Source organism: Bifidobacterium aerophilum, from assembly GCF_010667685.1.
GTDB classification, from domain to species: domain Bacteria; phylum Actinomycetota; class Actinomycetes; order Actinomycetales; family Bifidobacteriaceae; genus Bifidobacterium; species Bifidobacterium aerophilum.
Genome location: NZ_WHZW01000011.1, coordinates 87,223 through 111,619 on the forward strand (window position 1 = coordinate 87,223; position 24,397 = coordinate 111,619).

Below are 24,397 nucleotides of genomic sequence, written 5' to 3' on the forward strand. Positions count from 1 at the left end.
CGCGGCATGGCATCCCCTGATGCTTCCATGGGGCTTCGCAAGGTCATAGTCCATCCTTCCATGATCCCGTTCGGTATCTGCGCACGATTCTAGTAGCACCGATACGCAATGGCCTCGGAACCGCATGATCATGCGGTTCCGAGGCCATTGGGGAAGTGCGGGCAGCGTCAGTCGTGCAGCGCCTTGGCAAGGTTGTCGTCGAGAGCGTCCATGAAACCCTCGGTGTCAAGCCATGGCTGGTCGGGGCCGATGAGCATCGCGAGATCCTTGGTCATCTGACCGCCTTCGACGGTGTCCACGATCACCTTCTCCAATGCTTCGGCAAAATGACGCACCTCAGGGGTGCCATCCAGGTCGGCGCGATGCTTGAGGCCTCCCGTCCATGCGAAGATCGAGGCGATCGGATTCGTGGATGTCTTCTCGCCCTTGAGCCAACGGCGGTAGTGACGCGTCACCGTGCCATGCGCGGCCTCGGCCTCCACCGTCTGACCGTCGGGAGTCATGAGCACCGAGGTCATCAGGCCCAGCGAGCCGAATCCCTGCGCCACGGAATCGGACTGCACGTCGCCGTCGTAGTTCTTGCACGCCCAGATGTAACCGCCGTGCCACTTGAGCGAGCTGGCCACCATGTCGTCGATCAGGCGGTGCTCGTAGGTAAGGCCCTCGGCCTCGAACCGGTCCTTGTACTCCGTCTCGTACACCTCGGCGAAGATGTCCTTGAACTGGCCGTCATATGCCTTGAGGATCGTGTTCTTGGTGGACAGGTACACGGGGTAGTGGCGCATCAGGCCGTAGTTGAAGCATGCCCGCGCGAATCCCCGGATGGAATCGTTGACGTTGTACTGCACCTGTGCCACGCCGCCGTCCGGACCGTAGTCGTAGACCACGTGCTGGATCGGCTCGGAGCCGTCCTCGGGCGTGAACGTGACGGTCAGCCGTCCGGCTCCCGGAACCTTGAAATCGGTGGCCTTGTACTGGTCTCCGAACGCATGGCGCGCCACGACGATCGGCTTGGTCCACCCGGGAACAAGCCGGGGCACGTTGCTCATGACGATCGGCTCGCGGAAGATCGTGCCGCCGAGGATATTGCGGATCGTGCCGTTCGGCGACTTCCACATCTTCTTCAGGCCGAACTCCTTGACACGGGCCTCGTCCGGGGTGATCGTGGCGCATTTGACGCCGACGTGTTCGCGTTGGATCGCCCGGGCGGCATCCACCGTCACCTGGTCGTCCGTGGCGTCGCGGTTCTCGATGCCCAGATCGTAGTAGTCGAGATCCACGTCCAGGTAGGGCAGGATCAGACGGTCCTTGATGTCCTTCCAAATGACGCGTGTCATTTCGTCGCCGTCGAGCTCGACGACCTTGCCTTCGACCTTGATCTTGGCCATGCTGCCTCCTCGGGGATTAGCGGATATGGGTCAAGTCCTATCGCATGTTTGTAACGGCGGGCAGGTCGGTTCCGAAACGCGGAACATCGGCGTGGCCCGTAACGCCGACTGTCACGACTCGGCATTAGCCTTGGCAGCATGAGTCAGGAAATTGAAATCGGTTTGGGCAAGAAGGGCCGTCTGGCCTACTCTCTGGACGATGTCGCCATCGTCCCCTCCCGGCGCACCCGCGACCCCGAGGACGTGTCGACCGGCTGGCAGGTGGACGCCTACGAGTTCGACGTGCCGGTGATCGGCGCGCCGATGGATTCGGTGACCAGCCCCGCCACGGCGATCGCGATGGGCAAGCTCGGCGCGCTCGGCGTGCTGGATCTCGAAGGCGTATGGACGCGATACGAGGATCCGGAGCCGCTGTTGGCCGAGATCGCCGATCTGCCGGCGGACAAGGCGACCGCCCGTATCCAGGAGATCTATGCCGAGCCCGTCAAGCCGGAGCTCATCACCGAGCGTCTGCATGAGATCCGTGATGCCGGCGTGACCGTCGCCGGCGCGCTGTCGCCGCAGCGCACCCAGCAGTTCTATTCGACGGTGGTCGATGCCGGCGTCGACCTGTTCGTGATCCGTGGCACCGTCGTGTCCGCCGAGCATGTCAGCCAAGACCATGAGCCGCTTAACCTCAAGAAGTTCATCTACGATCTCGACGTGCCGGTCATCGTCGGCGGCGCCGCCAACTACACGGCCGCGCTGCATCTCATGCGCACCGGAGCGGCCGGCGTTCTGGTCGGTTTCGGCGGTGGCGCCGTCGCCGCGACCCGCAAGACGATCGGCGTGCACGCCCCGATGGCCACCGCCATCGCCGACGTGGCCGAAGCCCGTCGCGATTACATGGACGAATCCGGCGGCCGTTATGTGCAGGTCATCGCCGACGGCGGCATGGGAGACTCCGGCAGCTTCGTCAAGGCTCTGGCCATGGGCGCCGATGCGGTGATGCTCGGCGCGCCGCTCGCCCGCGCCGTCGAAGCTCCCGGACATGGCAAGCATTGGGGATCGGAGGCCCGTCACCAGACGCTGCCGCGAGGCTTCCGTACGGATGTCGGCACGGTGGGCACCCTGGAACAGATCCTGTTCGGGCCGAGCCATCAGGCCGACGGCCAGGTGAACTACATCGGTGCGCTGCGTCGCGCGATGGCCTCCACGGGTTACGTGGACGTCAAGAATTTCCAGCGCTGCAACGTGGTGGTAACCCCCTACGGTCGCTGACCGGTGTGATGGCCCCGGCGGTCCGTCCATAAAATCAGCGTATTTTCAGACAATAAAGCCCCCGAATTTGACGGGGGCTTTTGTCGTATGTTGAACTGGATGGGCGTTCCCGATGATGGGATCGACGACGGTGTCGCAATGAGGTGAACATCGTCCCCTCCGAGAGAAAGCAGTGAGACCATGGACACCGAATACCGTTATTTCCAGCCTTGGTGCAAGACTCCCATCCCGGCCGAGGAAGGGTTCCTTCACGTCGAGTTGTCGAAGAAGCCGGTGCCTTATCACATCGCCCGGTGCTTCGAGGGCGAGATCGATTCCCGAACCTGTCTGGCGTTGGCCCTATCGGCATGCCGGATCTCCTGCATGTCCACCGACGTGGTACGCCGCCGTCTGCCGCTCAGCAGCCTGCAACGCACGGCGACCGGGCAATGTCTCAGAAGGCTCGACACCATGTCCATCATATTGGAGGAGCAGCGTCGGATGTACCCGGAACTCGGACATCCCATGGGGACGCTGCCGGTGATCCCGCAGTCCATCAACGGCATGCTCGTCAGCCCCACGCGTATCGAGACAACGGCCCATCTGACCATCGGATTCGATCATCATTGGGTGAACGTGATCCTTCAGCGGACCGGGTGCCGCTGGATGTGCGTGCTCGCCGATGTCGGATGAGGGACGCGCGGCAAGCCGGTGCGTCGCTGGTGGGCGGGCAGGCGCTATAGTATTGCGGTATGTTGCGTGAATATTCCGTGGATACGATTCGGCCCACAACCGAGAAAGACACCATCTACTCGCTGCTCGCCAACCGTGTCGAGCGCGATCCGGACGATCTGATCGCGCAGTGGCAGGATGACGAGACGCGTCAATGGCATGACGTGACGGCCGCCGAAATGGGCGGCCGTGTACGTCAGATCGCCAAGGGACTCATGGGATTGGGCGTCAAGGCCGGCAGCATGGTGCTCATCTATTCGGCCACCTGCTACGAGTGGGGTGTCGTCGATTTCGCATGCGCCGCCATCGGTGCGGTGAGCGTGCCCGTGTACGAGACCGATTCCGCCAAGCAGGCCGCGAACATCGTCGAGGATGTCGATCCGGTCATCGCCTTCGCCGGCGACTATGCGCACGCGCAGATCCTCGATCAGATCCGTGTGGGTCGCGAAAGCCTCAAATACGTCTTCAACTTCAAAGCGTCCGGATTGGATGCCGTCGCCGATTTCGGCGAGGCGATCTCCGACGAGGAGCTGGACCGTGCCATCGAACGCGTCAAGGCCGACGACATGGCCACGATCGTGTATACGTCAGGATCGACCGGCAAACCCAAGGGCGCGATGCTGTCGCACCGCAATTTCACCCACACCGTGCTCAACGGGTATGAAGTGCTTAACGACATGCTCTACCAGCCGAGCCGACTGCTGCTGTTCCTGCCGTTGGCGCACTGCTTCGCCCGCTATATCCAATACGTGGCAATCGGCTCTCACGGCGTGGTCGGGTACATCCCCGGTGCCAAGCACCTGCTGTCCGATCTGCGCGGATTCAAGCCGACGTATCTGCTTGGTGTGCCTCGCGTCTTCGAAAAGGTGTACAACGCCGCCTCGCAGAAGGCCGGCAACGGCATCCAGGGCAGGGTGTTCGCCAAGGCCGTCGCGCATTTCGTCCGGTGGTCGAAGGATGAGCAGGAGACCGGCCGCCACTCCGTCAAGGCCCGTATCGATCATGCCTTCTTCATGAAGACGGTCGGAGCGTCGATCCGTTCGGCGCTCGGTCCGAACCTGAAGTACCTCGCCTGCGGAGGGGCGCCGCTGAACGTCGATCTCGCCCACTTCTTCAACGGACTTGACGGCATCACGTTCATTCAGGGATACGGCATGACCGAAACCGCCGCCCCCTGCATGGTCAACTTCCAGGATTCCAACCGCGTCGGCTCCGTGGGACACCCGGGTTGCGCCCAGGTCAGACTGGCGGACGACGACGAGCTGCTCATCCGCGGCGAAAGCGTGTTCCTCGGCTATTACAGGCAGCCCGAGCTCACCCGGGAGGTGCTCGAACCCGACGGGTGGCTGCATACCGGTGATCTCGCGAAGATCGACGACGACGGTTTCATCTACATCACCGGCCGCAAGAAGGACATCATCATCACGGCCGGTGGCAAGAACATCAGTCCCGCCCCGATGGAGGACACGATCGGTACCTGTCCGATCGTGTCTCATGCCGTCGTGGTCGGTGACGGCAAGCCGTTCGTGTCCGCCCTCATCGAACTCGATCCGGAGATGACCCGTTCCTGGCTCGAATCCCAGGGGCTTGACCCGGACATGCCGCTTGCCGAAGTCGCGCAGTCGGATGCCGTCCGCGCATTCATCCAGCAGTACATCGACCAGGCGAACAGCAATGTGTCCCGTGCCGAATCCGTGCGCAAGTTCGCGATCCTCGAGGACACGTTCAGCCAGGACAAGGGAACGCTCACCGCGAGCATGAAGGTCGTTCGGCCGAAAGTGCTGCAGCGGTACGCCGATGTCATCGAGAACGTGATCTACACGTCCAAGTCCCCGGCGCGGCCGCTGCCGAAGACCGTGCAGATCCTCGACCGGACCACCGAGACGGTCAAGCAGGCGTCGGAAAGCGTCAAGCAGGCGTCGGAGAACGTGACCCCGATGGTTCGCCAGGCATTTGATACGATGCAGGACAGAATCAAGCGTCAGCAGTCCGAATCCGAACAGGATGCCCGGCCGGCGGACGATTCCCCGCAATCGGACGGGAAGAGCGCCGACGACAACGACAATCAGGAGTAGACCATTGACCATTCGAGAAATTCGAGTCGTGCCGGACCCCGTGCTGCGCACGCCCTGCGACGAGATCACCTCCATCACCCCGGCGGTGCGCCGCTTGGTGGACGACCTGCTGGAAACAGTCGACGATCCCGGCCGTGCCGGTCTGTCGGCCAACCAGATCGGCGTGAACCTGCGCGCGTTCTCCTACAACATCGACGGCAAGATCGGATACATCCTCAATCCGGTGATGGAGGAACAGCGCGGCGAGCAGTACGGCGACGAGGGGTGCCTGTCGGTGCCCGGGCTGTGGTACAAGACGCGGCGCGCGGATTACGCCCGGGTTCGTGGCATCGATCTGGACGGCAGGGAAGTCGTCCTCGAGGGAAGCGGGCTGATGGGACGCATGCTCCAGCATGAATGCGACCACCTCGACGGCCATGTCTACCTCGACCGACTCGAAAAAGAGGAACGGCGCGAGGCCATGCGCCGCATGCGCAGCCGTTGATTCCCGCCGCCGCGGCCGGTGCCGTGCGCGGGCGGACCATTGACGGACGCGGGCCGGATGAGCGAATCATCCGGCCCGCGTTTTTTGGTTGACGGGTCATGGTATCCTGAACATTCGTGTGCCATCCGGCAACGGCGGCAGTCGCTGGTCGTCCGAGCCAAACCAATCATCGTCAACCGGCACACGACACATCGCGCCATGTCCGCGACGGCCTGTGTCGGTCGGCCGCCATCCGCTCAAGCGGGTGGGGCTGCACGCAGGCGCGCATGGCCAGGCAATAACCGACAAGAAAGGTAGTGCATTATGGCACAGATCACGATGAGCGACATGCTCAAGGCCGGCCTCCACTTCGGTCACCAGACCCGTCGTTGGAACCCGAAGATGAAGCAGTTCATCCTCACCCAGCGTAACGGCATCCACATCATCAACCTGTTCAAGTCGCTCGAAATGATCGACAAGGCCTACGACTTCATCAAGACCACGGTCGCCCACAACGGCACCGTGCTGTTCGTCGGCACCAAGAAGCAGGCCCAGGAAGCCGTGTCCGCCCAGGCCACCCGCGTGAACATGCCGTACGTCTCCGAGCGTTGGCTCGGCGGCATGCTGACCAACTTCCAGACCGTGTCCAAGCGCGTGAACCGCCTCAAGGAACTTGAGGAAATGGACTTCTCCGACGTGCACGGCTCCGGTCTGACCAAGAAGGAACTGCTGCTGCTCGAGCGCGAAAAGGACAAGCTGGCCAAGCAGCTGGGCGGTATCCGCAATATGAACCGCACGCCGTCCGCCATGTTCGTCGTTGACATCAACAAGGAAGCCCTGGCCGTCGAGGAAGCCCACAAGCTGGGCATCCCGGTCGTCGCCCTTGTCGACACCAACGCCGATCCGGAAGCCGTCGAGTACCCGATCCCGGCCAACGACGACGCCATCCGCGGCATCGAACTGCTCACCAGCCTCATGGCCGACGCCGTGGCCGAGGGCCTGCTGGAGCGTTCCGGCAAGGCCGCCAAGGCCGAAGGCGAGTCCGAGCAGCCGATGGCCGCTTGGGAGAAGGAACTGCTGACCGAGGGCAACGCCGAACAGGCCGCCCCGGCCGCCGCTGAAGCCGAGGGCGAAGCCCAGGCCTGAGCATCCGTTATGATGGGAGGCGGCAACGTCTCCCATTCATATATGGGAACACATCGAGTCTAGAGGAGACAAAACCAATGGCAGCAATCACTGCAGCTCTGATCAAGCAGGTGCGCGAAGACACCGGCGCCGGCATGATGGACGTCAAGAAGGCCCTGACCGAGGCCGAAGGCGATGTCGCCCGCGCCAAGGAAATCATCCGTGCCAAGGGCATCCAGGCCGCTGGCAAGCGTGAAGGCCGCAAGGCCCAGGAAGGCACCATCGCCTCCAAGGTCATCGAGACCGCGAACGGTGAGACCGGCTACGCCGTCGAGCTGAACTCCGAGACCGACTTCGTGGCCAAGACCCCGAAGTTCGTCGAGTTCGCCGACACCGTGCTCGGCTACGCCGTGGCCGCCGACGCCAACTCCGCCGACGAACTGCTCGAGGCCAAGGCCGAGGACGGCACCGTCAAGGTCGCCATCGAAGAGGCCGCCGCCCTGTTCGGCGAGCACGTCAAGGTCGGCCAGTTCGCCAAGATCTCCGGCGAGCACGTCGAGATCTACGCGCACAAGAAGTCCGCCGAGATGCCGCCGAGCATCGTCGCCATGATCGCCACCGACAAGGCCGGTGCCGCCGTGGCTCACGAGGCCGCGCTGCAGATCTCCGCGATGGGCGCCAAGTGGCTGACCCGCGAGGATGTCCCGGCCGATGTCGTTGAGTCCGAGCGCCGTGTGGCCACCGAGAAGTCCCTGGCCGAGGGCAAGCCGGAGAAGATCGTTCCGAAGATCGTCGAAGGCCGCCTCAACGCCTTCTACAAGGAAGTCGTGCTGCTCGAGCAGCCGTTCGTCAAGGATCCGTCCAAGACCGTCGGCAAGCTGTTCGAGGAAGTCGGTGGCAAGGCCATCGCGTTCGCCCGCATCGAGGTCGGTAAGGGTGAAGAGGACGCCGAGTGAATGTCGGACCGATGGTCTGATCATTCAGCGTGACTGAATTCGCAGGGCGGATCGTACGTGCATCGTACGGTCCGCCCTGTCGTATATCGAGTGGTCAGGCCCGGTCGCGTGTCGCCGGTGCGCGGATGCACGGCCGTCGGCGTCCCGTGCGTTCCTATAGTGGTATGGAGGTTTTGCGGATACCGCATCCGGCGGAATCCGCGCCAAGCAAGGGAGGAACGATGATCGAGACGACGATGGGCGATGGCGGCGTCACGCCGACCTGTACGATGCGCGCGTGCCGCAAGAACCGCATGCGGGCGACGGAGGCGACCAAACGCGTGTTGCTCATGCCCGGCACCGGATACACGTGCGACCGTCCGTTGCTGTACTACGCCGCGCTGGCGCTCATCCAGGACGGGTGGTATGCAGACCGCCTGGATGTGAACGCCGATCTTTCGAAGACCCCGGCACGACGCATCTTCGCCATGCTGTCCGATGCCGTGGACCGGTGGGCGGACACGGTACGGGCAGATGCGGGGGAGTGCGATCCGCCGCATCTGCTGGTAATCGGCAAATCGTTGTCGACGTTCATCCAGCCTCATGTGTCGGGACTTGGCATCCCCATGGCCTTGCTTACACCGGTGTTCTCCCCGGCCGACTTCGATCCGGCGCGATCGGTGATCCCCGTACCCGGGGACGACGATTACCGTCCGGGCACGGCGCCCGCGCCGCTGATTTGCGCCGGTGACGCCGATCCGTTGTATGACTCGTCCCGGGCGCATCGTCTGGGCGGGCTGATCCATGAATATCCCGATGCCAACCATTCGATCGAAGTGCCCGGCGACTGGCGGGCGTCGGCGGATTACCTGTCCGACGTCGTCGGCAATGTCGTGGCATATGCGCGAAGCGTTTCGCGCTGAACGGATTCCCATGTGATCACCGCGTGTCAGCGTGATGCTGTCGTTGTTTACGGATAGTCTGATAAACGGTTAATTTTGCGGTTTCGTGGGCGACATGGCCCGCAGGCCGGGGTAGAAAGGCTGTGTATGACTGGAGAAAACAAGCCCCGCAGAGTGCTGCTCAAGCTGTCCGGAGAAGCGTTCGGCGGCGGCAAGGTCGGCATCGACACGCATGTGGTGCGTCGCATCGCCGAGGAGATCGTGCCCGCCGTCCAGCAGGGCGTGCAGGTTGCGATCGTGACCGGCGGCGGCAATTTCTTCCGTGGCGCGGAACTGCAGCAGGCCGGCATCGACCGTTCCCGAGGCGATTATATGGGCATGCTCGGCACCGTGATGAATTGCCTCGCATTGCAGGACTTCCTCGAGCAGGAGGGGCAGGCCACGCGCGTGCAGACCGCCATCACCATGGGGCAGGTCGCCGAACCGTACATTCCGCTCAAGGCCATCCGCCATCTCGAAAAAGGCCGCGTGGTCATTTTCGGCGCCGGCGCCGGCATGCCGTACTTCTCAACCGATACGGTCTCCATCCAGCGTTCGCTCGAAATCCACTGCGACGAAGTGCTTATGGGCAAGAACGGCGTTGACGGCGTGTACACCGCCGATCCGCGCAAGCATGCGGATGCCAGGCGTTTCGCCACGCTCGACTACAATCGAGCGTTGGTAGACAACCTCGCCGTCATGGACGCGTCTGCACTGTCGATGGCGCGCGACAACAAGCAGCATATCCGCGTGTTCGGCCTTGAAGGCGCCGGCAACGTGACCAAGGCGCTGCTCGGCGAGGGCATCGGCACGCTCGTCTCCGACGCCGAATCCACGCTCGCCGACTGAGGCGGGGCACAGGTCCCATTCAACGACGAATCCAACATAACAAACAGAACAACACAAAGGAGCAAAACATGGCTAGCCTCGTCGATCAGGCCAAGGACCAGATGAAGAAGACCATCGAGAACACCAAGGAGAACTTCTCCGGCATTCGCACCGGTCGTGCCAATCCGGCGCTGCTCAACGGCATCACCGTCGAATCCTACGGTATGACGATGCCGCTCAAGTCCGTCGCCACCATCGGCGTGCCCGAACCGCGCACCCTGTCCGTCACCCCGTTCGATCCGTCGCAGGCCAACGCCGTCGAGAAGGCGTTGCGCGACTCCGATCTGGGCGCAAGCCCCCGTCGTGACGGCAACGTCATCCGCCTGACCATGCCCGAGCTGACCGAGGAGCGTCGCAAGGAGTATGTCAAGCTCGCCAAGACCAAGGCCGAGGAAGGCAAGGTCGCGGTGCGCAACATCCGCCGCAAGACCAAGGAAACCATCGACAAGTCCGTCAAGGACGGCGACATGGGCGAGGATGAGGGCGATCGTCTGCTCAAGGATCTCGACAAGGTCACCAAGCAGGTCACCGACGAACTTGACGCGCTGCTGGAAACCAAGCAGAAGGAGATCATGGAGGTCTGATCCTCCGTATTCAGCCGGTTCCTCCCGACATGCCGGGAGGAACCGCTGTCTGTGGCGAACGGATCCGAAACCGGGAGGAACATGATGGAGACCCGTGAACGGCGCGAACAGGAGGCCGAGGAGGCCATCGACGCGATCAACAAGAAGACCGGACGCAACATGCCTCAGGCCATTGGCACTGCGGCGGTCCTGATCGCGATCATCCTCGCCTGCCTGCTGATCAGCATAGATCTGTTCGTCGTGCTGATCATCGTATTCATGGTGTTGGCGTTGTGGGAGATGCGTGTCGATTTCGCCACCGCGGGATTGCATATCCCGGTGATCATGCTCTGGGTATGCTCGACCATGACGTTGGTCGCCGTCTACTATTCCTCATACCATATCGTCGCCATGGCCATGTGCATCATGGCATCGGCGGTGATGGTGGCCCTGTCCGCAAGCGCCAAGATGAGCATCGGCACCAGATTGTCTACGGCGGTCGCATCCAAGCTGGCCAACACCGATGCGGCGGCACGGCTTGAATCCTCCTTCAACCATGAGGGAGGCGAACAGCATCACAGCCGTCTCAGCCACGTGGCGGTCTCCCTGTTCACCCTGCTGTACATTCCACTGCTCGGGTCCTGCCTGATCATTCCGCTGACTTTCAACGGCCATCCCGTGGCTCACGCGATCATGCTGGTGTTCCTTCCGGCTCTGAGCGATACGGGTGGTCTGTTCGCCGGCGCCTGGCTCGGCAAGCACAAGCTGTCCCCGCGCATCTCTCCCAAAAAGTCGGTCGAGGGACTGATCGGCTCCATTCTGTTCGCCATGGCGGGAGCGTTCGCCATATTCGCATGTACGTATGACGCCGCGCGTTGGGCCGACCGATGGTGGGTGCCCGTCGTGGCCGGAGTCATGATCGGCATCGTCGGCACATTCGGCGATCTGTGCGCGTCCATGCTCAAGCGCGACATCGGCATCAAGGATATGGGCCATCTGCTGAAAGGACACGGAGGCGTGATGGACCGCATCGATTCGATTCTGTTGTCCGCGCCGTTCACCTGCATATTGCTGTGGGCCACGGGATTGTGACGATGCCGGCAAGCGGATCATGGATTTGTGCGGACCGGATCACGCCGTATACGAATTGACCAGCACCATGCCATTTCAGCCCAGCGTCTGAAATGGCTTTCTTCATGAAGGGGCATCACTACATGACCGAACATCATGACACGCCGGAAACCGGCATCACGCCCGGAGGCACCAGCGGAGCATTCCGCGACGTGCTGTCAAAGGATCATGCCAGGCGCGGCAAGCCGCCACTGCATTTTGCCGACATGACTTCCGAACAGCGCATCACCGCCGCCAAGGATCTGGGTCTGCCGAAATTCCGGGTCAAGCAGCTCGCCAACCACTATTACGGCCATTTCGATGTGAACGCCGAGGAATTCACCGATTTCCCTGCGGCCAAACGTGCGGAGGCGGCCGAGACGTTCTTCCCCGAACTCATTCATGAGGTCACGCGTCAGGTCGCCGATCAGGGGTCCACGATCAAAACGCTGTGGCGGCTGTTCGACGGTTCCCATATCGAATCCGTGCTCATGCGTTATCCGACCCGCACCACGCTGTGCATTTCCTCGCAGGTGGGCTGTGGCATGGGATGCCCGTTCTGCGCGACCGGCAAGCTCGGACTGACCAGAAACATGTCCGCGGGGGAGATCCTTGAACAGGTACGTGTCGCGGCGCGTATGATGCGCGACGGCGAGGTCGCCGGGGGCGAAGGCAGGCTGAGCAACATCGTGTTCATGGGAATGGGCGAGCCGATGGGCAACTACAATTCGGTGTTGTCGGCGGTACGCCAGATCAGCGCCATGCCGCCTGAAGGATTCGGCATCTCCGCCCGTAACATCACCGTATCCACGGTAGGCGTGGTCCCTGGCATCAGAAAGCTTACCGAGGAAGGCATTCCCGTCCGTCTCGCCGTCTCGTTGCATGCTCCAAGCGACGAATTGCGCGACGAACTCGTGCCGATGAACCGACGGTTCAATACCACGCAGGTGCTTGATGCCGCGCATGACTATTTCCTCGCCTCCAAGCGTCGTGTCAGCATCGAATACGCGCTGATGCGCGGCATCAACGATCAGGCCGAACACGCACGGCTGCTTGCCAAACGGCTCAACCATTACGGCGACAATTGGGCACATGTCAATCCGATTCCGCTCAATCCGATCGAAGGATCCCGATGGACCGCGTCCAAGCCCGAGGATGAGCAGCGCTTCCTCGACATCCTGCATGCCGCCGGCATCACCGCCACATTGCGTGACACGCGCGGACAGGACATCGACGGCGCATGCGGACAGCTCGCAGCGAAAACCAAGGAGTCCTTCGAACGACTCGGGTGAAACGTGCCTGCCGTCGATGGTTCGTTCCCTATCGATGGCAGGCATCGTGCGGAGTAGTCCGTATGACATCAGCATGCATCAGAAGAGAGGCCGTTCCCGATGACGAACAACACCGGTGCGATGGATGCCGGTCTCGGCACGAAACCGGTGTCCAGGCTTGCGCTCACCCTGTCGATACCGACGATCGTGGCCCAGGGCGCCAACGCGTCGTATACGATCATCGACCGGTTGTTCATCGGGCATATTCCTTATGACGGGAACGCGGCCATGACCGGGGTGGGCATCTGTTTCCCGATTCTGCTTGCCGTCACCGCGTTCGCGTCGCTGATCGGCGCAGGCGGCGCACCTCGCGCGTCCATCGAATTCGGACGAGGCGACATCGGCAAAGCCGAACGCATTCTCGGCACCAGCACGGCTTTTCTCGTCATGATCGCCGTCGTGCTCACCGTCGTACTGCAGATCGGCAAACGTCCGATCCTGATGGCGTTCGGGGCGAGCGAGGCAACGATCGGATATGCGGTCGACTTTCTCTCCATATATCTCGCCGGTACGGTGTTCGTTCAGCTGACGCTCGGACTCAACAGCTTCATCTCGGCGCAGGGCCGGACCACGACGGCCATGGTATCCGTGCTGATCGGCACCGGTATCAGCATCATGCTCGATCCCGTCTTCATTTTCGTTTTCGGGTGGGGCGTCCGCGGCGCGGCGGCCGCGAACGTGATCGCCCAGCTGATCTCGTCCATATGGGTTGTCGGGTTTCTCTCGTCGGAGCGCAGCGCGATAAGACTCCGGCTCGAACACATACGGTTCGATCCGCTGATTCTGCCGGTGCTGTCGCTGGGACTCGCCCCGTTCATCATGCAGATAACCGAATGCCTGATCAACGTCGTATTCAACGTAGGTCTGCAACGATACGGTGGCGATGATTACATCACGGCGATCACGATCATCACCTCGCTCATGCAGATCGTCGGCGTGCTTACCGGAGGATTCCAGCAGGGCATTCAGCCGATCATCGGTTTCAATTTCGGGGCGAGGAGCATGGAACGGGTCCGCCAAGCCATTCGCATGGCGTTCGTCACGCAGATCGTATCGGCTACGGCACTTGTCTCGGTGCTTGCGGCGTTCCCCGGGTTCTTTGCCACATGGTTCACGGACAAACCCGACGTGATCGCGATCGTCACGCAGATGATGCCCGTTTTTGTCTGCGGATGGGGCGTGTTCGGCATTCAGATGGGCGTGCAATGTTCTCTGGTCGGCATGGGGCAGGCAGCGCCATCGATCTTTCTGGCGATCCTGCGCAAACTCATCCTGCTGGTCCCGCTTGCCGTGACGTTGCCGCACTGGCTTGGCGTGGACGGCATCTTCATCGCGGAACCCATATCGGATGCGACGTCGGGAATCATTGCCGGCCTGCTGTTCCTGTTCCTTTATCGGAAAATACGCGCCTCGGCCGAAGGGGTCACCGTCATTCGCCGGTGACCGGGCTTTCCGAGCCGCGGCTGCGGCGTTCATGCAACAGGGAATCGGCCACGCCTATGCATACGCCGATCAGCGAAGGAAGCAGCCATCCAAGCTGATACTGATGCAACGGCAGCAGCGACAACGGACCTTCCAACCAGGGGAGCGGACTGTTGGACATATCGGCCAGACTGGACACGCAGGTCGCGAACGATTCGACGGCGACCAACAGGACGGCCCAACGGTATGTGCGACGAAACCGCGCTCCCAGTATGCGGTGCGTCAGTGACAACAGCACCAAAACGATCGCGATCGGGTACAATGCCGCCAGTACGGGCACTGATACCTTGATGATCGTGCTCAAACCGGCATTCGAAACGACGAAACTGAACACGGTGAACGTTGCCTGCCATGTGCGATAGCTTACGTTCCTGCCTCTGACCGTGCCGAAGCGTTCGTGAAAATACGTGGCGCAGGTGCAGATCAATCCCGTACACACGTTCAGGCATGCGATGACGAATACCAGCCCGAGGAAAACGGTACCGATGGACCCGAATACGGATGATGTGAGATTGGTGAGTACCGTTGCACCGGTATCGACGGTTGGATCAACATGTTTGATCGCACCTGATACCACTCCGACATAACTCAACGCGCCGTAGATCATGATCAGCAGAACGCCTGTGCCCAGTCCGGCAAAAGCGGTTTCGCGCCTCACCTGTGATTCGTCGTCAACTTGCAATGCACGCACATTCGCCGAAATGACGATGCCGAAATACAATGCGGCGAGCAGATCCATCGTCTGATATCCGTCGAGGAAACCACGTGCCAGCTGATTGGTCGCATAATCTCCGGATGGTGCCGACGGAACGCCGATGCCATGTACCAGACAGGCCATGAACAGTACCGCGATCAGCGTAAGCAGCAGCGGTCCCATGAATCTGCCGAGCACCTTCGACAGCCGCTCGGGATGCTGCGCGAACAGGAACGACAACGTGAAGAAGACCATGGAATAGACCAGCTGCGCGGATGCCGACGGTGTCGTCAGGAACGGGGAAACCATCATTTCGAACGAGGTGGTCGCCGTACGGGGAATTGCGAAACATGGTCCGATCGTCAGAATGATCGCCATGCCGAGTATCAGTGCGAACCGAGGGGAGACCCGTTCCGCCAAGGCATCGAACCCTCCCGCGAACGTGACGGCGAGTACGCCGAGGATAGGCAGACCCACCGCGGACACGATGAATCCGAGCGCCGCACCCGCCGTGGCCGAACCGGCCTGGGCGCCTACGAACGGAGGAAAGATGAGATTGCCCGCTCCGAAGAACATCGAGAAGAACGTGAACGTCATCATCAGACGCTGGTGAGTGGTCAGCTTCATGGAGGCCTTTCTCATCATGGATATACGGTGTGTCCTTGTGACATGCGTGGGGAGGATTCGAGCAGGCACGGCATACCACCATACAGGACATGCAGGATGCGGGAATGAGTCGTCGTTGCAATGGTGTCCTGGCAACTTCGCGTATGCGGGATGCGCATTCTATGCAAAACAACACAAGGCTCCTTGATCCCATCGGATCAAGGAGCCTTGCTCAGTCGTTACCGGCTAACCGCAGTGACGGTCGGACGATAAGACAATCAGCCGTTGACGCGGTCGATGCCGGACTGCACGTCGGCGATGACCGAATCCCAGGACTTGATGAAGGCGGCGACGCCGTCGGCCTCGAGCTTGTCGGTGACGGCCTTGAAGTCGATGCCCAGCTCGGCGAGCTTGTTGATGATGGCGTGGGACTCCTCGTAGGTGCCCTCGATGGACGGAGCGCCGTTGCCGTGGTCGGCCAGAGCGTTCAGGGTCTTCTCCGGCATGGTGTTGACGATGTGCTTCGCAACGAGCTCATCGACGTACTTGCAGTCGGAGTAGGCCGGGTTCTTGGTGCCGGTGGAGGCCCACAGCGGACGCTGGACCTTGGCGCCCTTGGCGGCCAGATCGGCCCAGCGCGGATCCTCGGCGAACTTCTTCTCGAAGAGTTCGTAAGCGAGGCGAGCGTTGGCGACGGCGGCCTTGCCTTCGAGGGCCTTGGCCTCGTCGGTGCCGATCTCCTCGAGCTTCTTGTCGACCGCGGTATCCACGCGGGAGACGAAGAAGGAGGCGACGGAGCCGATGTGCTTGAGGTCATGGCCGTTGGCGGCAGCCTGGGCGATGCCCTCGATGTAGGCGTCGATGACCTGCTCGTAGCGCTCGAGCGAGAAGATCAGGGTGACGTTGACGGAGATGCCCTTGGCCAGGGTGGCGGTGATGGCCGGCAGGCCTTCGAGGGTCGCCGGGATCTTGATCATCGCGTTCGGACGGTTGACCTTCTCCCACAGCTCGACGGCCTGCTTCTCGGTGGCCTCGGTCTCGTGGGCGAGGCGCGGATCCACCTCGATGGAGACACGGCCGTCGACGAAGTCGGTCTTCTCGGCGATCTCGCGGAAGATGTCGGTGGCGTTGCGAACATCGGTGGTGGTGAGTTCACGGATAGCGGTCTCGACGTCGACCTTGCCGAGCTCCTTGAGCTGCTCGTCGTACGGGCCGACCTGGCTCAGGGCCTTCTGGAAGATGGACGGGTTGGTGGTGACGCCGACCACGTTCTTGTTGGCGATGAGGTCCTGCAGGGAGCCGGACTCGATGCGGGAGCGGGACAGGTCGTCCAGCCAGATGGACACGCCGTTGTCGGACGTACGCTGAGTTGCTTCAGTCATATTGTTTTTCTCCTTGATACCTTATTGGATCAAATCTTTTTGGTTCAGGGGAGGGGGAATCAGGCGTTTCTGCGGGATTCCCCCTCCCGCCTGTCTGATGGGAATCAGGCGTTGGCTTCGGCGATGGACGCCTCGGCGGCCTCGACCACATGCTCGGCGGTGATGCCGAGGTCGATCATGTTCTGCGCGCCGCTGCCCTGCAGACCGAACTGCTCGATGGACACCGGCTTGCCGTAGGTGCCGAGGTACTTGTACCACGGCATGGCCACGCCGGCCTCGACGGAGACACGGGCCTTGACGGAAGCCGGAAGCACGGCCTCCTTGTACTCGGCGTCCTGCTCCTCGAACCATTCCATGGACGGGAAGGAGACCACGCGGGCCTTGACGCCCTTCTCGGCGAGGGTCTTGGCGGCGGCCACGGCCCACTGGACCTCGGAGCCGGAGGCCATGATGATGACGTCCGGGGTGCCCTCGGTGTCGACGAGCACGTAGGCGCCCTTCTTGACGCCGTCCTTGGCCTTCTCGGAGGTCTCGGCGAGGGTCGGCACGCCCTGACGGGTCAGGATCATCGCGGTCGGCAGCGTGTTCTTCTTCTCGAAGAAGTAACGGTAGGCTTCGGCGGTCTCGAAAGCGTCGGCCGGGCGGACGACCTCGAGCTGCGGGATGGCGCGGAAGGAGGCCAGGTGCTCGATCGGCTGGTGGGTCGGGCCATCCTCGCCGACGGCGACGGAGTCGTGGGACCAGATGTACAGGTTCGGGATCTCCATGAGGGCGGCCAGACGGACGGCGGAGCGCTCGTAGTCGGAGAACATGAAGAAGGTGCCGCCGAACGGACGGGTGTAGGAACCCAGCAGGATGCCGTTGGTGATGCAGCCCATGGTGAATTCGCGCACGCCGAAGTGCAGCTGACGGCCGAACTCGTTGCACACCGGCCACTGCTTGGTGGCGCACTCCGCCGGAGCGAAGGTGGCGGCGCCCTTGAGGTCGGTCTTGTTGGAGCCGCCGAGGTCGGCGGAGCCGCCCCACAGTTCCGGCATGACGGCCGCGATGGCGTTGAGGACGGAGCCGGAGGCGCCACGGGTGGCGACGCCCTTGCCGACCTCGAAGGTGGCCTCGAGATCATCGAGGGCCTTGTCGAAGCCTTCCGGCAGCTTGCCTTCCTTCAGGCGGTCGTACAGGGCGGCCTTGTCCGGGTTGGCCTTGCGCCAGGCCTCGAACTTCTCGTCCCAGGCCTTGTGGGCCTCGAGGCCGCGCTCGGCGACCTTGCGGGCGTGGGCGAGGGCCTCCTCGTCGATCTGGAAGGACTGCTCCGGATCGTAGCCGAGGATCTTCTTGAGGCCGGCGACGGCTTCGGCGCCCAGCTTGGAGCCGTGCGAGGACGGATCGTTGGTCTTGCCCGGGGTCGGCCACGCGATGAGGGTGTCGACCTTGATGAGCTTCGGCTGGTCCGGAGCGGCGGCCTCGGCCTTGGCGATCACGTCGGCCAGGCCCTCGACGTCCTCCTTGTAGGAGCCGTCGGGCTGGATGAAGCTGAACTCGTCGGTGTACCAGCCGTAGGCCTGGAAGCGCTTGAGCACGTCCTCGGCCAGCACCAGGTTGGTGTCGCCTTCGATCTGGATGCGGTTGGCGTCGAAGATCACGGTGATGTTGCCGAGCTTCTGGTTGGCGGCCAGGGAAGCGGCCTCGCCGGAGATGCCCTCCTCGATGTCGCCTTCACCGCAGATGACCCAGATCTTGTGGTAGAACGGGGAGTCTTCCTTCGGGGTCTCCGGGTCAAGCAGACCGCGCTGGAAACGCTCGCCGTAGGCGAAGCCGATGGCCGAGGCGAAGCCCTGGCCCAGCGGGCCGGTGGTCATTTCGATGCCCGGGGTCAGGCCGTACTCCGGGTGGCCCGGGGTGTGGGTGTCGGCGCCGCCACGGAAGTGCTTGAGATCGTCCAGGGTCAGGCCGTAGCCGGAGAAGTACAGCTGGACGTACTGGGTGAGGGAGGCGTGGCCACCGGAAAGGATGAAGCGATCGCGGCCTTCCCACTTCGGGTCGTTCGGATCATGCTTGATGAAGTGCTGGTAGAGAGTGTAGGCGATCGGAGCCAGCGAGACGGGGGAACCGGGGTGGCCGCTTCCTGCCTTCTCGACCGCATCAGCCGAAAGGACCTTGGCCATCTTGATGGCGCGCTCGTCCAGTTCGGTTTCCTTGAATTCGGTCATGTCTGTAATTTTCCTTCCAATACTTCGGGCACCACGCGCCCGGCTTATGCCGGGTCATGCATACCCTCACATTGCTCTTACATAGTAACCGCGTGAACAGACTTCACGGTGCGATTTTGGCGTGTTTTTGTGATGTTGTGTGCTGTTAGCGTTCACACATCACAAAAACGCGCGTAAGACGCAAACGGAACATAATGGCGGTGCGTACTGGCCGTCCGCAATACTCTGAGAACGAACGCGTTAGCACTCGACGCTCCGGAGTGCTAATACAATATGCACATGATGCATAGGCATCGCAGTCGTATATAAAGGAGGCGCGTATGACGCAATCACGTCGCATGCTGGTGCTGCGCGCCGTCGTGGAGGACTACATCCGCTCCCAGGAGCCGATCGGATCATCCTCGCTGACGAAAACCCATGACCTGGGAGTGAGTTCCGCGACGATACGCAACGATATGGCGGCTTTGGAGGACGAAGGATACCTGATACAGCCGCACACTTCCGCGGGCCGTGTGCCCACGGAGAAAGGCTACCGGTATTTCGTTGATCGACTGGCCACGGTCATGCCGTTGTCCACGGCCCAACGAAACGGCATCGCCACGTTCCTGTCGGGGTCGGTCAGTCTCCAGGACACGTTGCAGCGCGCCGCACGGTTGCTCTCTCAGATCACGGGACAGATGGCCGTCGTCGCTTCGCCGGCATTGTCCAAGGCGACGGTACGGCACGTCGAAATCGTGCCGGTCGGCGTGAACGTCCTGCTTGCGGTGATCATCACCGATACGGGACGTGTGGCGCAGCATACGCTGACCGTCCGCCGCATGCCCGGAGCGGATGACCTATCCGTATGCTGCGACGCCATCAACCGGCAGTGCTCCGGCCTGTCGTTCTCGAAGGCGGCGGAACGGGTGCGTTCGATCGCGGGGGCCGGACTGCCCCACGCCGTGGTCGCATTGTCCGAATCCCTTGCGTCGGTATTCGAAGGCATGGCCGACGACGAGCGTGCCAACGAACTGTACATGGCCGGCGCCTCGCATCTGGCGCAGCAGCCGTCCATGACCGACATGGCGCCTCTGTTCGATGCGCTTGAGGAACAGGTGGTGCTGATGCGCCTGATGAGCACGCTGAGCGAGGAAGCCGACCGCGACGGCGTCGGTGTGGCCATCGGATCGGAGACGCACACGCCCGGTCTGATGAACGTTTCGGTGGTGACCAGCGGCTACGGACGTTCTGCCGCGCCGGCAGATGCTTCGGTGCGTGAAGAGAGACGGGAGCCTCCCGAACACGTATCGGGTACCGTGGGTAAAGGAGCCATATCGGGCTCGTCGGAGGACGTCGGAGCGGATCATGACGAGCCCGACGCAGGACGTGACCGGTCCGACGGGGCGTCCCCGCAGGAAGGAGCGGGTGAGCCGGTCGCCTTCATCGGCTCGATCGGTCCGACGCATATGGATTATGCGGCCACCATCGCCGCGGTACGTGCCGTGGCGAAATACCTGACCCTGTCGATCGCCAGCGGGGATTCCATGCGGTCTGACCCCGCCTTATGACACAATGACTCGCGACAAACACCAGTAAAGGACGGACATTGGCAGACTACTACGAGGTGCTCGGCATCGAGCGCACGGCCAGCGAGGACGAGATCAAGAAGGCCTATCGCAAGATGAGCCGTAAATACCATCCCGATATCGCAGGCCCCGAATTCGAGGACAAGTTCAAGGAAGTCAACAGCGCGTACGAGGTGCTGAGCGATCCGGACAAGCGTCGCATGTACGACGCGGGAGTTGACCCGAACGATCCGACGTCCGGAGCAGGGGCCGGCGGCTTCGGCGGATTCTCGGGCATGAACGACATGGGCGATATCTTCGGACAGTTCTTCGGCGGCGCGTTCGGCGGCGCGCAGGGACCGACCCCGCGTACCCAGCCGGGGCGCGATGCGCTGGCATCCGTCACCATCGACCTCAAGACCGCCGTGTTCGGCGGCATCGCCCACGTGAAGATCAACACGTTCGGCCTGTGCCAGCAGTGCGGCGGATCCGGTGCGCAAAGCGGATCGCAGCCGGTCACCTGCCCGCAGTGCCACGGACAGGGATCCGTGCAGAAGGTCGTGCGCACGATGCTCGGACAGATGATGACATCGGCGCCATGCGAAAGGTGCGAAGGGCACGGTACGATCATCGAGAACCCCTGCCCGTCATGCCTTGGACATGGCCGCGTGCGCACCACTCGCGACGTCGGCGTGACCGTGCCGGCCGGCATCGGCGACAATGCCCGTCTGCGTCTTGCCGGCCAGGGCGAGGTGGGCGAAGGCGGCGGCGTCGCCGGAGACCTGTACATCGATGTTCGCGTCCGTGCGGACAAGCAGTTCACTCGCGACGGAGACGACCTGCACTGCTGGATCCAGGTGCCGATGAGCTGGGCGGTTCTCGGGCACGATCTGGAAATCGACACGTTCGATGGTCCGAAGACCGTGACCGTCCCGGCTGGATGCCAGCAGGAGGATACGGTCACATTGAAGGGGCTCGGCGTGACCCGCATGCGCCAGCCCGCGGAACGCGGCGACCTGATCGCGCATGTCGCGGTCCGTGTGCCGACCAAGCTCAACGAACGCGAACGCAAGCTGATCGAGGAATTCGCCGACCTGCACGACACGGACGCCTCGCATGTGTCGCAAAGTTCCCGGCCGACGACAGCCGGTGCGCGCAAGGGCTTCTTCAGCAAGCTCAAGGACGCACTGAGCTGAGCGAAGGCTGTGAACAGGCCGCTTTGCCTTACGGGAGTAGGGCTGAGCGGCTTGTTCGTATTTCCGCGAATCACGTCGATTTACGCTGTTTTTCGGTAGAATGTGCCCAAAATGTGCCCAAAAAGCGTCCGTGAAAACAGCTTGCAACCCGTTGCCGGACAATGCGAACGGTTGCTCCGCACTCCCCATGATGAACCGCTTCCCGATCGTTGGTCTGAAGTAATTCGCCCGCTGATTGAAGTGCTGGTTCTCTATGCCACGGGGAGCGCAAAGGACCACACGACGTCGAGTTCGTGAAGATCGTCGCCGGGATCGATTCGCGATGGGATCGGTGCCGAGTCGTTCGTCCTGCGGCTTGATGCGTCCAAGGAAACCCGAAAGAATGGTTGCTGTCACGTCGGGTCGGCGGGGAGGCCATGCTTATGGGAGAACGTGAAGTCAACGGGAGGTGCGACTGCGAAGCGAAGCTTTCTGTGATGTTCGATCATTTGAAGCGCGGCTTCGCGGCTGGTCGTCCGTGGATGTGGCTGAGCGCGGACGGTGTCAAGTTCCGGCGTGGTAGGCATGCGCTCTTGGTGTCCATCTACGACATGGGATGGACCGCAATTGGAGGGATATGCCTCGAAGGGGCTCCGGAGCATACCCTCGCGGCATGATCGGGTACCCTTGATAAACCACGTCCAGTTTTTGTGGCGCGACTCAGAAAGGCATCGACCCCATGAATGACCAGCCGTTAATGGATGCCGGCGACATCCGGCTCTACGCGAACCGCGTGGAAATGGACTCCGGGTTCATCTTCAGGAAAACCAACGTCTACTACTACAGCGACTTCTACTCGATCAATATCTCCGGCAGATGGCTGACCATCAAGAAATCAGCCATGAAAAACGCCGTCATGCTGCAATTCCGCAACAAGAAACAGGCACAGGAGGCCCTCTCCATCATCAACGCCCATAAGGTCTGAGCAAGGGATCGTGTTCCCATAAGCGATGACGCAAGGTTTGTAATCGGGTCGGCGTACTTGTTTCGCTGGTCGGTGGTGCCTCGGCATGGTTCGCGGCCAGCGGAATTGTCGATTCATTTTAACCAACCGACCAATGATCGGTCCGAATGGATTGTCATGAATGTAATCCGGAAAAGGAATCCATGATGACGGCCGCATCCGAATACGCGCCCCAACCGCAAGCGGGCCGCATCGCCGGCCCGTGCACGTACGCGATTTCTATCTGCTCTCCGCAAGTCTTGGCATATCGTTCTTCGCCAACATCATGCTGCGGTTCGTCATGTCCATGTGGGTGCTCGGCGTGACCGGATCGGCGGCGGCGTTCACCTTCGTCTTCACCGCGAGCATTCTTCCCGCGATCTTCGGGTTATAGGAACTGAACGTGGTGTTTATGTTCTGGGGTTGGGCTTGCGGGAGTAGGTGTGTCGGGGGGTGCTTTTAATGCGGCGTCGTATTAAAAGGCGTTGGTCCGGCCGTCTCCGTCCTGTTCCATGGGCGTATGAGAACGAAATCGAAACGGGCCCGGCTGTGCCCGGTGTGCGGCAGGCCGATGAGGGAAAACGGCAGGACGGCCGCCGGCTCCCAACGTTGGAAGTGCGCGGCGTGTTCGCTTGGGGCCACGGCGCCCAGGCCGGACGAGAGACGCGACGCCGAATTGCGCGCGTTCCTCGACTGGCTGCGTTCCGGTAAAAGGCAGGGTGATATGGGCGCGGGACCGCGCATGTTCCGCAAGTGCACGTCATGGTGCTGGAACATCCGCCCCGTGATCCCGCCTTGCGCGGTGAGACACCACACCGTGATGGCGGACGGCACGTATATGAACCACGGCTGGTGCCTGATCGTCGCGATCGACGGCGAAAGCGGCGAGGTACTGGACGCGCAGTGGTGCCCGCATGAGTCGAAGGGTGCGGTCCGGTGGGGAGAGGCGCTCAACGTATGGCACATCAGGTGGAGCGATTTCATCAACGAGCGCACCCTCGCGAAGAACGATCCCGCGAACCCGAAAGCGTCCCGATGACAGTGGTGGTGGACGCACGAGGAGGTCCGCCGCTGCTACCGAAGACCGGAAAACTGTTCCGCAAGGGCAAACTGTTCGCGTTCCTCGACCCCACGCTCGCATCGGCCGGACCGGTGGCCGCACCACGAACCGTCTGGAGGGCGGCGTCAATTCGCCGCTCAAACGCATGCTCCTCAATCACCGCGGTCTTCCGGAGGAACACATGCGACGCGCCTGCGAATGGGTGTGCTACATGAAAAGCCGGAATCCGAAACCCGAATCACTGATACGGCCGGAGCATCGGAAAGCGACGAGGCCGGCCGCGCCGTCAGGCAACGACGACAATATGGGCGAGCCCAAATACGGCAACGGCATCGACCGGAACGACTTCCACACCCACGTCGAATGGAACCAAACCAACTAGGGTGTGTTTACTCTATGGTGCTTTGGTGACATGATGGTGGTATGTGTACGCCGAGGTATGACATCACGAGGG

The 24,397-nt window shown here is 62.0% G+C and carries 20 protein-coding genes and 1 pseudogene; 17 read left to right on the forward strand and 4 right to left on the reverse strand.

Going from position 1 to position 24,397, the window contains the following annotated elements:
* Positions 1-167: 167 nt before the first annotated feature.
* Complete coding sequence (locus GFD25_RS06430) at positions 168-1,388, reverse strand: NADP-dependent isocitrate dehydrogenase (RefSeq protein WP_163231087.1); 1,221 nt, start codon at positions 1,386-1,388, stop codon at positions 168-170.
* Between the two features lie 138 nt (positions 1,389-1,526).
* Between GFD25_RS06430 and GFD25_RS06435 the strand changes: the two genes are divergently transcribed.
* The 12 genes from GFD25_RS06435 (at position 1,527) to GFD25_RS06490 (ending at position 14,233) form a co-directional block, all read left to right on the forward strand.
* On the forward strand, positions 1,527-2,648 hold the full coding sequence (locus tag GFD25_RS06435) for a GuaB3 family IMP dehydrogenase-related protein (RefSeq protein WP_163231089.1): 1,122 nt from the start codon (positions 1,527-1,529) through the stop codon (positions 2,646-2,648).
* A 180-nt stretch (positions 2,649-2,828) separates the two neighbouring features.
* Entirely contained in the window at positions 2,829-3,320 is a 492-nt protein-coding gene (locus GFD25_RS06440) for a hypothetical protein (protein WP_163231091.1), read from the forward strand.
* Between the two features lie 59 nt (positions 3,321-3,379).
* Positions 3,380-5,434 carry an AMP-binding protein gene (locus GFD25_RS06445; RefSeq protein WP_163231093.1) on the forward strand — a complete coding sequence of 685 codons (2,055 nt, stop codon included), beginning with the start codon at positions 3,380-3,382 and terminating at the stop codon, positions 5,432-5,434.
* A gap of 4 nt (positions 5,435-5,438) precedes the next feature.
* Entirely contained in the window at positions 5,439-5,918 is a 480-nt protein-coding gene (gene def / locus GFD25_RS06450; RefSeq protein WP_163231095.1) for a peptide deformylase, read from the forward strand.
* A 303-nt stretch (positions 5,919-6,221) separates the two neighbouring features.
* Positions 6,222-7,043 (forward strand): 30S ribosomal protein S2, encoded by an 822-nt coding sequence (gene rpsB / locus GFD25_RS06455; RefSeq protein ID WP_163231097.1) that lies wholly within the window; start codon positions 6,222-6,224, stop codon positions 7,041-7,043.
* A gap of 77 nt (positions 7,044-7,120) precedes the next feature.
* On the forward strand, positions 7,121-7,978 hold the full coding sequence (gene tsf / locus GFD25_RS06460) for a translation elongation factor Ts (protein ID WP_163231099.1): 858 nt from the start codon (positions 7,121-7,123) through the stop codon (positions 7,976-7,978).
* 221 nt (positions 7,979-8,199) lie between these two features.
* Positions 8,200-8,880: a hypothetical protein gene (locus tag GFD25_RS06465; protein ID WP_239512442.1), complete on the forward strand. Its 681-nt coding sequence runs from the start codon at positions 8,200-8,202 to the stop codon at positions 8,878-8,880.
* Positions 8,881-9,006: 126 nt separating this feature from the next.
* Entirely contained in the window at positions 9,007-9,747 is a 741-nt protein-coding gene (gene pyrH / locus GFD25_RS06470; protein WP_163231101.1) for a UMP kinase, read from the forward strand.
* A gap of 68 nt (positions 9,748-9,815) precedes the next feature.
* Complete coding sequence (gene frr / locus GFD25_RS06475) at positions 9,816-10,370, forward strand: ribosome recycling factor (protein ID WP_163231103.1); 555 nt, start codon at positions 9,816-9,818, stop codon at positions 10,368-10,370.
* 84 nt (positions 10,371-10,454) lie between these two features.
* Positions 10,455-11,441, forward strand: coding sequence for a phosphatidate cytidylyltransferase (locus GFD25_RS06480; protein ID WP_163231137.1), 987 nt, complete (start codon positions 10,455-10,457; stop codon positions 11,439-11,441).
* Positions 11,442-11,563: 122 nt separating this feature from the next.
* Positions 11,564-12,751, forward strand: coding sequence for a dual-specificity RNA methyltransferase RlmN (rlmN, locus tag GFD25_RS06485; protein ID WP_163231105.1), 1,188 nt, complete (start codon positions 11,564-11,566; stop codon positions 12,749-12,751).
* 99 nt (positions 12,752-12,850) lie between these two features.
* Positions 12,851-14,233, forward strand: coding sequence for an MATE family efflux transporter (locus GFD25_RS06490; protein WP_204314801.1), 1,383 nt, complete (start codon positions 12,851-12,853; stop codon positions 14,231-14,233).
* Here GFD25_RS06490 and brnQ read toward each other — a convergent pair.
* From brnQ to tkt, 3 genes are all read right to left on the reverse strand, one after another.
* Positions 14,220-15,593, reverse strand: a complete 1,374-nt coding sequence (gene brnQ, locus GFD25_RS06495; RefSeq protein ID WP_239512449.1) for a branched-chain amino acid transport system II carrier protein — start codon at positions 15,591-15,593, stop codon at positions 14,220-14,222. The genes GFD25_RS06490 and brnQ overlap by 14 nt on opposite strands.
* 257 nt (positions 15,594-15,850) lie before the next feature.
* Positions 15,851-16,954 carry a transaldolase gene (gene tal / locus GFD25_RS06500; RefSeq protein ID WP_033492192.1) on the reverse strand — a complete coding sequence of 368 codons (1,104 nt, stop codon included), beginning with the start codon at positions 16,952-16,954 and terminating at the stop codon, positions 15,851-15,853.
* A 104-nt stretch (positions 16,955-17,058) separates the two neighbouring features.
* Positions 17,059-19,161, reverse strand: coding sequence for a transketolase (gene tkt, locus GFD25_RS06505; protein ID WP_163231107.1), 2,103 nt, complete (start codon positions 19,159-19,161; stop codon positions 17,059-17,061).
* Between the two features lie 338 nt (positions 19,162-19,499).
* Here tkt and hrcA point away from each other — a divergent pair, with 338 nt between their 5' ends.
* From hrcA to GFD25_RS06530, 5 genes and pseudogenes are all read left to right on the forward strand, one after another.
* Positions 19,500-20,708 carry a heat-inducible transcriptional repressor HrcA gene (hrcA, locus tag GFD25_RS06510; RefSeq protein ID WP_420837548.1) on the forward strand — a complete coding sequence of 403 codons (1,209 nt, stop codon included), beginning with the start codon at positions 19,500-19,502 and terminating at the stop codon, positions 20,706-20,708.
* Between the two features lie 38 nt (positions 20,709-20,746).
* Positions 20,747-21,901 (forward strand): molecular chaperone DnaJ, encoded by a 1,155-nt coding sequence (gene dnaJ, locus GFD25_RS06515; protein WP_163231111.1) that lies wholly within the window; start codon positions 20,747-20,749, stop codon positions 21,899-21,901.
* A 718-nt stretch (positions 21,902-22,619) separates the two neighbouring features.
* On the forward strand, positions 22,620-22,865 hold the full coding sequence (locus GFD25_RS06520) for a hypothetical protein (protein WP_163231113.1): 246 nt from the start codon (positions 22,620-22,622) through the stop codon (positions 22,863-22,865).
* A gap of 241 nt (positions 22,866-23,106) precedes the next feature.
* Entirely contained in the window at positions 23,107-23,277 is a 171-nt protein-coding gene (locus GFD25_RS06525; RefSeq protein ID WP_163231115.1) for a hypothetical protein, read from the forward strand.
* A gap of 126 nt (positions 23,278-23,403) precedes the next feature.
* A pseudogene (locus tag GFD25_RS06530) lies at positions 23,404-24,325 on the forward strand (transposase-like zinc-binding domain-containing protein).
* The last annotated feature ends 72 nt before the right edge of the window (positions 24,326-24,397 follow it).

Coding starts and splice junctions, on each gene's coding strand:
- rpsB (WP_163231097.1), top strand. CDS start 6,222: ATGGCACAGATCACGATGAGCGACATGCTCAAGGCCGGCCTCCACTTC.
- rlmN (WP_163231105.1), top strand. CDS start 11,564: ATGACCGAACATCATGACACGCCGGAAACCGGCATCACGCCCGGAGGC.
- GFD25_RS06440 (WP_163231091.1), top strand. CDS start 2,829: ATGGACACCGAATACCGTTATTTCCAGCCTTGGTGCAAGACTCCCATC.
- GFD25_RS06490 (WP_204314801.1), top strand. CDS start 12,851: ATGACGAACAACACCGGTGCGATGGATGCCGGTCTCGGCACGAAACCG.
- tal (WP_033492192.1), bottom strand. CDS start 16,954: ATGACTGAAGCAACTCAGCGTACGTCCGACAACGGCGTGTCCATCTGG.
- brnQ (WP_239512449.1), bottom strand. CDS start 15,593: ATGAAGCTGACCACTCACCAGCGTCTGATGATGACGTTCACGTTCTTC.
- tkt (WP_163231107.1), bottom strand. CDS start 19,161: ATGACCGAATTCAAGGAAACCGAACTGGACGAGCGCGCCATCAAGATG.
- GFD25_RS06445 (WP_163231093.1), top strand. CDS start 3,380: ATGTTGCGTGAATATTCCGTGGATACGATTCGGCCCACAACCGAGAAA.
- GFD25_RS06520 (WP_163231113.1), top strand. CDS start 22,620: ATGAATGACCAGCCGTTAATGGATGCCGGCGACATCCGGCTCTACGCG.
- pyrH (WP_163231101.1), top strand. CDS start 9,007: ATGACTGGAGAAAACAAGCCCCGCAGAGTGCTGCTCAAGCTGTCCGGA.
- hrcA (WP_420837548.1), top strand. CDS start 19,500: ATGCTGGTGCTGCGCGCCGTCGTGGAGGACTACATCCGCTCCCAGGAG.
- GFD25_RS06430 (WP_163231087.1), bottom strand. CDS start 1,388: ATGGCCAAGATCAAGGTCGAAGGCAAGGTCGTCGAGCTCGACGGCGAC.
- tsf (WP_163231099.1), top strand. CDS start 7,121: ATGGCAGCAATCACTGCAGCTCTGATCAAGCAGGTGCGCGAAGACACC.
- GFD25_RS06465 (WP_239512442.1), top strand. CDS start 8,200: ATGATCGAGACGACGATGGGCGATGGCGGCGTCACGCCGACCTGTACG.
- GFD25_RS06480 (WP_163231137.1), top strand. CDS start 10,455: ATGGAGACCCGTGAACGGCGCGAACAGGAGGCCGAGGAGGCCATCGAC.
- frr (WP_163231103.1), top strand. CDS start 9,816: ATGGCTAGCCTCGTCGATCAGGCCAAGGACCAGATGAAGAAGACCATC.
- GFD25_RS06435 (WP_163231089.1), top strand. CDS start 1,527: ATGAGTCAGGAAATTGAAATCGGTTTGGGCAAGAAGGGCCGTCTGGCC.